At 60.8% G+C, this 11,934-nt stretch carries 9 protein-coding genes; 8 read left to right on the forward strand and 1 reads right to left on the reverse strand.

Annotation, left to right across the window (positions count from 1 at the left end; genetic code table 11):
• Positions 1–136 precede the first annotated feature (136 nt).
• From RGAI101_RS00465 to glmM, 8 genes are all read left to right on the forward strand, one after another.
• Positions 137–1,075, forward strand: coding sequence for a glycine--tRNA ligase subunit alpha (locus tag RGAI101_RS00465; RefSeq protein ID WP_008226521.1), 939 nt, complete (start codon positions 137–139; stop codon positions 1,073–1,075).
• Positions 1,072–1,593 carry a DUF6446 family protein gene (locus RGAI101_RS00470; RefSeq protein WP_008227640.1) on the forward strand — a complete coding sequence of 174 codons (522 nt, stop codon included), beginning with the start codon at positions 1,072–1,074 and terminating at the stop codon, positions 1,591–1,593. The genes RGAI101_RS00465 and RGAI101_RS00470 overlap by 4 nt, the downstream gene beginning before the upstream one ends.
• A 91-nt stretch (positions 1,594–1,684) precedes the next feature.
• Positions 1,685–3,913: a glycine--tRNA ligase subunit beta gene (glyS, locus tag RGAI101_RS00475; RefSeq protein WP_008229188.1), complete on the forward strand. Its 2,229-nt coding sequence runs from the start codon at positions 1,685–1,687 to the stop codon at positions 3,911–3,913.
• 103 nt (positions 3,914–4,016) lie between these two features.
• Positions 4,017–6,542 (forward strand): putative PEP-binding protein, encoded by a 2,526-nt coding sequence (locus RGAI101_RS00480; protein WP_008225267.1) that lies wholly within the window; start codon positions 4,017–4,019, stop codon positions 6,540–6,542.
• Positions 6,543–6,667: 125 nt separating this feature from the next.
• The gene (locus tag RGAI101_RS00485; protein WP_037226969.1) at positions 6,668–7,306 is read left to right on the forward strand and encodes a cell wall hydrolase; all 639 of its coding nucleotides are present in this window, start codon (positions 6,668–6,670) and stop codon (positions 7,304–7,306) included.
• Between the two features lie 107 nt (positions 7,307–7,413).
• Positions 7,414–8,337 (forward strand): dihydroneopterin aldolase, encoded by a 924-nt coding sequence (locus RGAI101_RS00490; RefSeq protein ID WP_008227456.1) that lies wholly within the window; start codon positions 7,414–7,416, stop codon positions 8,335–8,337.
• A 4-nt stretch (positions 8,338–8,341) separates the two neighbouring features.
• Positions 8,342–9,358: a dihydropteroate synthase gene (gene folP / locus RGAI101_RS00495; protein ID WP_008226065.1), complete on the forward strand. Its 1,017-nt coding sequence runs from the start codon at positions 8,342–8,344 to the stop codon at positions 9,356–9,358.
• Entirely contained in the window at positions 9,355–10,701 is a 1,347-nt protein-coding gene (gene glmM, locus RGAI101_RS00500; RefSeq protein WP_008227205.1) for a phosphoglucosamine mutase, read from the forward strand. The genes folP and glmM overlap by 4 nt, the downstream gene beginning before the upstream one ends.
• 124 nt (positions 10,702–10,825) lie before the next feature.
• Here glmM and RGAI101_RS00505 read toward each other — a convergent pair whose 3' ends face one another.
• Positions 10,826–11,752, reverse strand: a complete 927-nt coding sequence (locus RGAI101_RS00505; RefSeq protein ID WP_037226972.1) for a DMT family transporter — start codon at positions 11,750–11,752, stop codon at positions 10,826–10,828.
• Positions 11,753–11,934 lie beyond the last annotated feature (182 nt).

Below are 11,934 nucleotides of genomic sequence, written 5' to 3' on the forward strand. Positions count from 1 at the left end.
TAAAGTTGCGATAGATAAAACAGGATTGCATGTAAAATGCCATGCTTCTTGCGCGTCAATTCATCACAAAGCTGCCAATTGACCCTTGGCACCGCGCGCCGTAGGAAAGGCGCGCAGCAGCAAAGGCAAATATCCCATGTCCGACCCGGTCCAGCGCCCCCGTTCATTTCAGGAAATCATCCTCGCCCTCCAGACATACTGGGCGCGGCAGGGGTGTGCGATTCTGCAACCCTACGACATGGAAGTGGGCGCAGGCACCTTCCATCCGGCCACCACATTACGCGCGCTTGGCACCAACCCCTGGGCCGCGGCCTATGTGCAACCCTCCCGTCGTCCGACCGATGGGCGCTATGGCGAAAACCCCAACCGCTTGCAGCACTACTACCAATACCAGGTGTTGATCAAACCCAGCCCGTCCAATCTCCAGGAGCTTTACCTCGGCTCCCTTCAGGCCATCGGCATCGACATGGCCCTGCATGACATCCGTTTTGTCGAAGACGATTGGGAAAGCCCGACGCTGGGCGCATGGGGGCTGGGCTGGGAGGTCTGGTGCGACGGCATGGAAGTGTCCCAGTTCACCTATTTCCAGCAGGTCGGCGGCCATGACTGTCACCCGGTTTCGGGCGAACTGACCTATGGCCTTGAACGTCTTGCCATGTATGTCCTTGGCGTGGACCATGTGATGGACATGCCCTTCAACGATCCTGATGCGCCCATCCCGCTGTCCTATGGCGACGTCTTCAAACAGACCGAAGAAGAATACGCGCGCTGGAATTTCGACGTGGCCAACACCGAGGTGTTGCTTGACCACTTCGTCGAGGCGGAAAACGAATGCCAGTCGATCCTGTCGCAGGGCGCGACAGACCCCAAGACCGGCAAGCGCATCATCATGGCGCACCCCGCCTACGACCAATGCATCAAAGCCAGCCACATCTTCAACCTTCTCGACGCGCGCGGCGTGATCTCGGTCACCGAACGCCAGGCCTATATCGGACGCGTGCGCACATTGGCCAAAGCCTGCGCCGACGCCTTCGTCCAGACCCGCGCCGGTGGCTGGTCCGAGGATGCCGCATGAACGGTAAAATCGTAGGAGGCGTCATCTTGGTCGCAGCAGCCATTGCGGGCATCACGCTCTATTATCTTCAGGTCTACGGCTACTATCGCGAGGTTGCCATGCCCGCACAAGGCGTCGAACTGGTGTCACTTTCCACCAACGCGCCCGAGACGATCCCGTCGGAAAACTTCCGCGCCATCGACGCCGACAGCTCGCCGATCCGCTACCGTGCCTGCTTTGAAACGCCTCTCAGCCTTGCGATGCTGACCGAAACCTATGTGGTCAGCGACAAGGTCGACCCGCGCAACGCGCCGGGCTGGTTCGATTGCTTCGACGCAGGGGCCATCGGTGCCGAAATCGAGGCGGGCACGGCCCTCACATTCCTGAGCCAGAAGAACATCCACTTCGGTGTTGACCGGATCGTGGCGATCACGTCTGACGGGCGTGGCTACATCTGGCATGAACTCAACGACTGCGGTGACAAGGCCTATGACGGCACCGTCGTTGGCGAAGCATGCCCCGACCTGCCAGCGCAGTAATCCGCTCTTCTCTGGCTCTTAAATATCCTCGCGCGAAGCGCAAAAAATCCAAGGCCCCATTCCCTACGCGGCCCCCGAAAGGTACCACCCCATGCCCGACCTGCTGATTGAGCTTTTCTCCGAAGAAATCCCCGCACGCATGCAGGCGCGGGCCGCAGATGATCTGAAAAAGCTGGTCACCAACGGCTTGGTCGAGGCCGGTTTGACTTATGCTTCTGCCGCCGCGTTCTCAACCCCGCGCCGTTTGACGCTGACCGTGCAAGGCATGCTTGATGCCAGCCCGTCCATCACCGAAGAACGCAAAGGCCCCAAGGCCGACGCGCCAGAAAAAGCCATCGAAGGGTTCCTGCGCGGCGCGGGCCTGACCCGCGACCAGCTTGAGGAACGCGAGACGCCCAAGGGCAACATCCTGTTCGCGATGATCAGGAAACCCGGCCGCCCCGCAGCCGACATCGTGGCCGAGGTGCTTGAAACCACCATCCGCAATTTCCCATGGCCGAAATCCATGCGGTGGGGTACCGGCACTCTGCGGTGGGTCCGTCCGCTGCATTCGATCCTGTGCATCCTTTCTGCCGAAGACGGCGCGCAGGTCGTGCCGATGACTGTTGACGGGATCGACGCCGGGGCCACGACGCGCGGGCACCGTTTCCTTGCCCCGGGTGCGATCACTGTCAGCAGTTTCGACGACTACACTGCAAAGCTTAAACGCGCCTTCGTGGTGCTGGACCCTGCCGAACGCCGCGATGCGATCTGGCATGATGCGACCAACATGGCCTTTGCCAACGGGCTCGAAGTGGTCGAAGACGCAGGCCTTCTGGCCGAGGTCGCAGGTCTGGTGGAATGGCCCGTGGTTCTGATGGGCCGGATCGGCGATGATTTCCTTGATCTGCCGCCCGAGGTTTTGCAGACCTCGATGAAAGAACACCAAAAGTTCTTTTCCGTGCGCAACCCCAAGACCGGACGGATCGAACGCTTTGTCACTGTCGCCAACCGGACCACCGCCGACGATGGCGCGACGATCCTTGCGGGCAATGAAAAAGTGCTTTCCGCGCGCTTGTCGGATGCCAAATTCTTCTGGGAAAACGACCTGCGCATCGCACAGTCTGACGCAGGCATGCAGGTCTGGGTCGACCGTCTGTCCAATGTCACCTTCCACAACAAGCTGGGCACACAGGCCGAACTGATCTCGCGCATGGAAGCGCTGGCGGGCGAGTTGGCCCCCATGGTCGGTGCCGACGCTGACGAGGCCCGTCAGGCCGCGCGGTTCGCCAAGGCCGATCTGTCGTCCGAAATGGTCTATGAATTCCCCGAACTTCAGGGGCTTATGGGCAGCTATTACGCGAAAGCCGCTGGTAAATCCGGTGCCATCGCTGCCGCCGCGCAAGATCACTATGCGCCGCTTGGCCCGTCGGATGATGTGCCAACGGCACCGGTTTCCATTGCCGTGGCACTGGCCGAAAAGATCGACAAGCTGACAGGCTTCTGGGCGATTGATGAAAAGCCGACAGGGTCGAAGGACCCCTTTGCGCTGCGGCGTGCGGCCTTGGGTGTGATCCGGATTTTGGTTGAAAACGACCTGCATGTGCCTTTGGACCATCTGCATGCCGCGCAGTTGGTGCGTAACAAGCGCAAGGTCATGCCCGGCCTCGAAGACCACCACGTCGAAGACTTGCTGCATGAGATTGCAAAACACGGTGTTTTCGCTTCGGCCTTTCAGGCTTTCATTCACCGGAATGATAAAAAAGCGCCCACTGACGATATCGCGAAACTGGAGACAGCCGTTCCTGCCAAAAGTGGCGATCTCCTCTCCTTCCTCCATGACCGCCTCAAGGTCTACCTAAAGGACAAAGGCATCCGGCACGACATCATCGACGCCTGCATCGCGATGCCGGGAAATGATGACCTGACGTTGCTGGTCAAACGGGCCAAGGCGCTGAACGAGACGCTGAAAACCGATGACGGTGAAAACCTGATCCAGGGCTTCAAACGCGCCAACAACATCCTGTCGCAGGCAGAGACGGCGGATGGGGTCGAATACTCCTTCGGTGCGGATATCAAATTCGCCGAAACCGACGAGGAACGCGCGTTGTTCGCCGCCCTTGACGCTGCCGAAGCGCAGATCAATCCGGCGATGGATGCGCAGGATTTCACGGCCGCGATGTCCGCGATGGCATCCCTGCGCGCTCCGATTGACGCGTTCTTTGATGCGGTTCAGGTGAATTCTGACAACGGCACCGTGCGGCGCAACCGCTTGAACCTTCTCAGCCGTATCCGCACGATTTGTACCTCGGTCGCGGACCTGACCAAGATCGACGGCTGACGCAGGCCTCTTTGGTCTGGCAGGGCGCATGAAGCCTTGCCAGCCAATGTCGAAGGCTTATGCTGTGCGGATATGAAAAGGTGCCGCAGTGCAGGAACCCCCCATGACAACATTGGTGACCCAGACCGCCCCGATCGCCACGGATACCCACGGCGGGCGTGCGAAATGTCTGCAGCGGCTGGTGCGTCTGAATCTGCCGGTCCCGCGCACGGTTGCACTGCCCTTTGACGCGGTTCACGACATCGCGGGCGGCAAGATGCCCGACCTGCAGGAAGTGGCCGATGAATTCCCCCAAGACGCGCTTTTGTGCGTGCGTCCCTCCAGCCAGGACCCCGATTGGGGTGGCCCGGGCGCGGTGTTGAACATCGGCATGAACGACGATCGCTATGCGGAATATTGCGCACGCATGGGGGAAGGGCCGGCGTCGGCGCTCTATACGCGGTTCGTGCAATCCTATGCGGTGAACGTTGCCCGTCTGGACCCCGACATGTTCGACGATGTGATCGGCGACGGGCGCGATGCGCTTGAGCAATCGTTGCGCGCCTACGAGCTTGAGACCGAAGAGACTTTCCCCCAGGACCGCGTGACCCAGCTTACCGCTGTGCTTAGCTCTATGGCCCGCGCCTGGGAAGGCACGTCGGCACGGCTGTTGCGTCAGGCCAAGGGGGCCCCAGCGGATGCCGGGCTGGGTCTGATCGTGCAGCAGATGGCGTTTGGCGTCGGCACGGGGATGTGCGGGTCCGGCGTGTTGCAGCTGGTCGACAGCGACAGCGGTTTGCCGCAAATCACCGGGCGCTACCTCAGCCAGTCACAGGGGCGCGACGCGTTACAGGGGGATGCGGATGCGATGTATCTGACCCGCGATCCGCGCGGCCCATCGCTTGAGGATCATGCCCCCGAAGCCTTTGAGACATTGAAGCAGCATGCCGAATTGATGCGGGTCAAACTGCGCGCCGAAATGCAGCTTGAATTCGTGCTTTCGGACGGAGAGCTGTTCATCCTCGATGGTGTGCGTGTGTCGCGGTCTTCGCGGGCCGCCGTCCGGATCGCCGTGGCGCTGGCGGACGAGGGCATCATCTCTCGCGAGGAAGCATTGATGCGGGTGCAGCCGCGCACGCTGACCGAATTGCTGCACCGGCAGGTCGATCCGCGCACCAAGCGGGACGTGATCGGGCGGGGCATCGCCGCAAGTCCGGGTGCCGCGACGGGCAAGATCGTTTTCAACGCCAATGATGCCCAAGCCAGCGCTTCCCGGGGGGAGGCTTGTATTCTGGTGCGGCGCGAAACTTCGCCCGAGGATATTCGCGGGATGCATGCTGCGCAGGCCGTGTTGACGGAACGCGGCGGGATCACCAGCCACGCCGCTGTGATCGGGCGCGGCATGGGGCTGCCATGTGTGGTTGGGGCGTCTTCGATGCGGTTCGATCTGGCCAAGGGGCAGATCATCGCCCCCGATGGCCGCGTGTTCAAGGCGGGTGACGAAATCACGATTGACGGAACCAAGGGCGAAGTGTTGGCTGGGGCCGCAGAGATGCTGGAGGCGCTGTTGGACGCGACCTTCCAAAAGCTGATGGACTGGGCCGAGGAGACCGCTGATATCGGCATTCGCGCCAATGCGGACACGCCCGCCGATGCGCAGACCGCGCGGAATTTCAACGCCCACGGCATCGGCTTGTGCCGCACAGAACACATGTTCTTTGACCCCAGCCGCCTGACCGTGATGCGAGAGATGATCTTTGCCGACAGCGGGGACGAACGCCGCGCGGTGCTGGAACGGCTGCTGCCGATGCAGCGGGATGATTTCATTCAGCTTTTCCGTATCATGCAGGGGCAGCCGGTGTGCATCCGCCTGTTCGATCCGCCGTTGCACGAATTTTTGCCCGCCAGCCGGTCAGGTCAGCGCGATCTGGCCGAGGCGCTTGCCTTGCCGTTGTCTGTGGTGACCCGCCGCATCGAGGCGATGTCGGAATACAACCCCATGTTGGGGCTGCGCGGCGTGCGGCTTGGCGTGACGGTGCCCGAAATCTACGAAATGCAGGCCCGCGCGATTTTCGAAGCCACGATCGAGGCCAGCCGTGACGGCGATCCTGTCGTGCCCGAAATCATGATCCCGCTGGTATCCGCCAAACGCGAGGTCGAACTGGTCAAGACCAGTATCGACAGGATCGCCACGGCGGTGCGCAATGAACGGGGGGCCGATTTCACCTATCGTCTGGGTGTCATGGTCGAAACGCCCCGTGCAGCCCTGCGGGCGGGTGAAATTGCGCCGCATTGTTCGTTCCTCAGCTTTGGCACGAACGACCTGACGCAGATGACATACGGGCTTAGCCGCGATGATGCGGGCCGTTTCATGTCGACCTATGTGCAGCAGGGGGTGTTCCCCGAGGATCCGTTTCACATGCTGGATCAGGATGGCGTGGGAGAGCTGTTGCAACTGGGTGCGTCCCGCGGTCGGGCGGCGCGTCCTGGCATCACTTTGTCAATCTGTGGCGAACATGGGGGCAACCCCGAATCGATTGCATTTTGCCGTGCAGCTGGCTTTGATTATGTTTCCTGTTCGCCATTTCGCGTTCCGGTGGCACGTCTGGCAGCAGCGCAACTTGCCATTAGCCACAAGATATTGGGTTAAGCGACCTTTAGGTACAACATGTTGATTGACTGGGCGGGTTCCCGCCAGATTATGTTCATTAGGGTTTACGCAAGGTCTGTTGCTGGATAACTGGCCAAGACTGAAACAGACCTGCGAGGCGCTATATGCGTTCGATCACCAAGCTAGCCGTTAACGTATTTTTAGCCATCTCCCTGATGGCTCCGATGTCCGCATTTGCGAACTCCCAACAGGCAAAATCTTTGGCCGAGATTGAGACAAAAGGACTGCGCGCCGTCGGAAGCGAGCGTTTGGAACAGATGATCGCTGCCAACAACAAGGCCGGCAATGTCGAATTCACCCGCAGCTGGCTGGCCAGCCAGCCCGCCGCGTCGGGCGGCGAACAATGGCGCTGTTTGTCGGAAGCGCTTTATTTCGAAGCGCGCGGCGAAACCGTCAAAGGGCAATTCGCCGTTGCCGAAGTGATCATGAACCGGGTCAAGTCGGCGCGTTTTCCAGGGTCGCTGTGCAGTGTGATCAATCAGGGCACCGGCAAGAAATTCCGCTGCCAGTTCACCTATACCTGTGACGGCTATGCCGAAGTGATTGCAGAGCCGAAAGCCTTTGCGCAGGTGGCCAAGATTGCGCGTGCCACATTGGATGGTGCAGTTCCGTCGATTACGGATGGCGCAACTTACTACCACACGACTGCCGTAAAACCGCGCTGGTCGCGGGTCTTTACCCGCACTGCCAAGATTGGCGTGCACCTGTTTTACCGCGATGGCGTACAAACGGCCTCCAACTGAACGGCCTTCATGTCGCCTTTGGTGGCTGGCCAGCCGCCACCGGCTTTGGTAAACGCGCCCTGACGGTTTAGGACTGTCAAAAGCGTGACACAGCAAAGGCCGAAACCATGACCACTGATACCAGGCTTGCCTTCGCGCATCCCTCTGAACGTGCGGTCGCGACCGCCGGCCCTGAACCGCTGGACCGGATTTCACTGCGCGATCACATCGTCGAGGTCGAAATCGGTGCCTTTCAGGCCGAACGTGGTGTCACCCAGCGAATTTGCTTTAACGTCGTCGTCGAAGTCCAGCCACTGACCAGCCCCGCCGAGGATGATGTCGATCGTATTCTTTCCTATGACCGCGTCACCGAAGCCATCGCTTATGAGCTTGCGGCCGAACGGTTGAATCTGCTTGAAACCTTGGCCGAACGTGTCGCCGACCGGATCTTGCTGGAGCGTCAGGCGATACGAGTCTTCGTGAGGATTGAAAAGCTGGACCGTGGACCGGGTGCCTTGGGGGTCGAAATTGTACGCGCGCGCGACGATGTACCCGAACAGCGCGCTGCTGCCGCCGAAGTCCCGCATCCCGAATTGGTCTATCTGAGCAATGAAGCCATTGCGTCGCCCCATTTGACCGGCTGGCTGGACCAACTTGAACAGATGGGCCGGCCCTTGATCCTGTGTGTTGGTGCCTCTGACACCGCAGCCCCGCAAGTCGCGCATAAGATGGCGCAGCGGCGGATTGATCTTTTGGCGATTGAACAAAATGCTTGGGTTCTGGCGTCCAAGGACAACCGCTGCGTTGTCGTTGCCACCCGGACGGAGCTGGACTGGGCGATGAAGAACGGCCAGACATCGGTGTGGGCACCGTCGAAAATCGTGTTGGACAGTGTTGATACGCCGTCGGCGCAGCCGCGCGATGCGGTCGCCCTTGCCGCGTGGTTCGCAGCAACCTTTGATGCGACCGAGATGTTGGTGATTGGCGCTGATCTGCCCGCCGACGCATCGGTGCCCTTGCGGGCGCTGGCGGCGACGCAAGAAAAACTGTGATTTGATGATGCTTTACTACAGACCCCTCGTGCAAATCGGCCCTGCGCGCCCCGATGCAGCCCTGACCTTGGCAGGTGGCTGGGGGTGGTTTACCCATGTCGAAGTCCTGTCACGCAATGCGCCCGCACGGATCATCGACGCTGATCAGGTCCCTGCGCCCATTCTTGGCCGCCTGACGGCAGCCAGACCCGACATTGCGGGGCTTTCCATGGGGCGGCCGCAGATCATGGGGATTCTTAACACGACGCCGGATAGTTTTTCCGATGGTGGGCAGCATGCAGACATTGGCGATGCCGTTGCTGCCGGACAAGCCATGCAGGCGGCAGGGGCGGACATGCTGGACATCGGCGGTGAATCCACCCGCCCCGGTGCCGCTGACGTCGCGCCACAGGAAGAAATCAACCGCACCGCGCCGGTAATCGCGGCGTTGCGCGCGGCCGGAATGGACCTGCCGATTTCCATCGACACGCGCAAGGCCGCCGTGGCCGAAGCGGCAATCGGGATGGGGGCAAATCTGGTCAACGACGTGTCCGGCTTTACTTTTGATCCCGGCCTGGCCACGTTTTGCCAAAAGCATGGGCTGCCGGTCTGCGTGATGCATGCGCAGGGCGACCCTGCCACGATGCATCTGAATCCCAGCTATGACGACGTGCTACTGGACGTCTATGACGCCTTGGAGGGCCAGATCGCAGCGCTTGAAATGACGGGGATTCCGCGCGGGGCGATCCTTGCCGATCCGGGGATCGGTTTTGGCAAGACGCAGGAGCACAATCTGGCACTGCTTGCGCGGATCAGCCTTTACCATATGTTGGGAACACCCCTGTTGTTGGGGGTGTCGCGCAAGAAATTCATTGGAACGATCGGCGAGGCCCCCGAACCAAGGGACCGCACGGCAGGGTCTCTTGCCGTAGGGCTTGCAGGATTGTCTCAGGGGGTCCAGATGATCCGTGTGCATGATGTGCGCGAGACGCGCCAGGCGGTAGCCCTTTGGCATGCAGCATATTTTGGGAGTATTTTATGACAAAGCTTTTCGGGACGGACGGCGTCAGGGGCCAAGCCAATATCTATCCGATGACAGCCGAGAACGCTTTGCGCATTGGCGCGGCGGTCGGGCGTTATTTCGGACAAAGCCGGTCGGGCGTGCACCGTGTGGTGATCGGCAAGGACACCCGCCTGTCGGGCTACATGTTCGAAAGCGCGCTCACGGCGGGGCTTACCTCGACAGGCATGAATGTGCTTTTGCTGGGGCCAGTGCCGACCCCGGCGGTGGGTCTTCTGACACGGTCGATGCGGGCTGATCTGGGGGTGATGATTTCGGCCAGCCACAACCCTGCGACGGACAACGGCATCAAGTTTTTCGGGCCTGACGGATTCAAGCTGAGCGATCAGGTCGAGGCTGAGATTGAAGCGTTGGTCGACAACGGGGTTGATCTGAACGCTGCCGATCAGATCGGGCGGGCAAAGCGGATCGATGACGGGCGATTCCGCTATGTGGAGCGGGTGAAATCGTCGTTTCCGCGGCAGATGAGCCTTGATGGTCTGAAAGTCGTGGTGGATTGCGCCAATGGTGCGGCCTACCGCGTGGCCCCCGAAACCCTTTGGGAACTGGGGGCAGAGGTGGTCGAAGTGGGCGTGAAGCCCAACGGTCACAATATCAACCAGAATTGCGGTTCGACCCACCCCGAGATGGCTGCCGCCGCCGTTGTGAGCCACGGGGCGGATTTGGGCATCTGTCTGGACGGGGATGCGGATCGGGTGATCTTGATCGACGAAACCGGCAAGGTCGGCGATGGCGACCAGTTCATGGCGCTGATGGGGTCGCGGTGGGCCGCTGAGGGGCGGCTGGCGAACAATGCGCTTGTCGCCACGGTGATGAGCAATCTTGGGCTAGAGCACTTTCTGCAAGGCCACGGCGTCAATCTGGAGCGCACGGCTGTGGGAGATCGCTATGTGGTCGAACGTATGCGCGAGGGCGGATTCAATCTGGGCGGTGAGCAGTCGGGCCATATCGTAATGACGGACCATGCCACCACGGGCGATGGTTTGATGGCAGGGTTGCAATTTCTGGCCGAAGTTGTGCGATCAGGCAAAAAAGCGTCAGAGCTGCTGAACAACTTTGATCCCGTGCCGCAACTTTTGATGAATGTCCGTTTTTCAGCGGGCCAGGTGCCGTTGGAGGATGCACATGTGCAGGCCGCGATTGCCCAGGCCGAGGCTGATTTGGCAGGCAAGGGGCGTTTGCTGATCCGCAAGTCGGGCACAGAGCCCTTGGTGCGCGTCATGGCCGAGCATGAGGATGCAGCGTTGATGGCGCAGGCGGTCAATTCGGTCGTAGATGCCGTGACGCAGGCCGTCGAGATCTGAAGGTGCGCTGACGCGCATTCGATTTATTCGGGCATGACTTGGCGCGGCGTAAAGGTGCCGCGCCAAGAGGTCTGATCAGGACGCACTGCCGGAGCCTTCGGCGAGGATTTTAATCCATTTGGAATCAAGAGGCGGTTTGCATGAAGAGCCGTTTCAGCGCGCCGAACTGGCTGACGGCGACACCGCAGAGGATCAGGGCGAGGGACCAGATCAGGGAAGGGGGCAGGGGTTCGCTGAGGATCAATGCGCCAAGGCAGATGGACCAGACCGGTACCTGATAGTTGACCAGTGACATGAAGACCGGCCCGGCGCTGCGCACCACGAGCACGCGTAGGAAATTAGCAGCGGCGGTGGGCACCAGTCCGAGGAAGGCGAGGACGCCGAGGACTGTGGCGGAGGGGACGGGCGGCAGGCCTTCGACGGTGAGTGCGAGGGGGATCGTGATGCAACTGGCGATGATCAGCAGGATGGTGGCCAGCCCGATTGCGTCAATTGCAGGCAAGCGGCGCATCAGGATCGAGCTGATCGCATAACAGCTGGCGGCCCCAAGGCACGCAAGGCGGCCCGGAGTTTCAAGCGAGGCCCCGGTGCTTTCAAAAGCCTGACCGCCGATGAGGATGACGACCCCTGCAAACCCCACGACAAAGCCAAGCGTCTTGCGCAGGCTCATGCGTTCGCCTGTGACGAAAAAATGGGCGAGTGGCAGAATGATCAGCGCTGTTGCAGCCATAGAAACGCCTGCAAAGCCCGAGGTGACGTATTGCTGGCCCCAGGCCAGCAGGGTGAAAGGAACTGCCGAGCTGGCGGCCCCGACGAGGATCAGGGCCGTGATGTCCTTGCCCTGCGGTGTACTGGAGAACAGCCGGAAGCCGCGGGCACCCCAGATCAAGACCATGACAAGGGCAGCAAGACTGACACGGCTGGCAGCGATCCAGAACGGAGGCATTTCTGTGAGGGCGACTTTGGTCACCATGAATGTGCCACCCCAGATAAAGGCGAGGAGGACGATCATCAGCCAGCTTGCCGGGGTGATCACGGGCGTATCTTGCATGGGCTGGTCTTTCACGTGGGGGTGGGACGGCATCAGGCCGACGGTCGGGCCGTGGCAGGGGCGCGGCGTCTGCATGTTTTGGTCTGAAACGTAGGGTGGAGCTGTAGCGTCATGGGGCAGACATGACCCAGGGGAAAATTTTACGCAGGTCGTTTTGGGCCGGGACCATGATGCCTCTCGGG

The organism is Roseobacter sp. GAI101 (assembly GCF_000156335.1).
GTDB lineage: Bacteria > Pseudomonadota > Alphaproteobacteria > Rhodobacterales > Rhodobacteraceae > Sulfitobacter.

Bases quoted from the DNA above. Each gene is read 5' to 3' on its own strand.
- glmM (WP_008227205.1), top strand. From the start codon at position 9,355: ATGACAAAGCTTTTCGGGACGGACGGCGTCAGGGGCCAAGCCAATATC.
- glyS (WP_008229188.1), top strand. From the start codon at position 1,685: ATGCCCGACCTGCTGATTGAGCTTTTCTCCGAAGAAATCCCCGCACGC.
- RGAI101_RS00480 (WP_008225267.1), top strand. From the start codon at position 4,017: ATGACAACATTGGTGACCCAGACCGCCCCGATCGCCACGGATACCCAC.
- RGAI101_RS00465 (WP_008226521.1), top strand. From the start codon at position 137: ATGTCCGACCCGGTCCAGCGCCCCCGTTCATTTCAGGAAATCATCCTC.
- folP (WP_008226065.1), top strand. From the start codon at position 8,342: ATGATGCTTTACTACAGACCCCTCGTGCAAATCGGCCCTGCGCGCCCC.
- RGAI101_RS00490 (WP_008227456.1), top strand. From the start codon at position 7,414: ATGACCACTGATACCAGGCTTGCCTTCGCGCATCCCTCTGAACGTGCG.
- RGAI101_RS00485 (WP_037226969.1), top strand. From the start codon at position 6,668: ATGCGTTCGATCACCAAGCTAGCCGTTAACGTATTTTTAGCCATCTCC.
- RGAI101_RS00470 (WP_008227640.1), top strand. From the start codon at position 1,072: ATGAACGGTAAAATCGTAGGAGGCGTCATCTTGGTCGCAGCAGCCATT.
- RGAI101_RS00505 (WP_037226972.1), bottom strand. From the start codon at position 11,752: ATGCAAGATACGCCCGTGATCACCCCGGCAAGCTGGCTGATGATCGTC.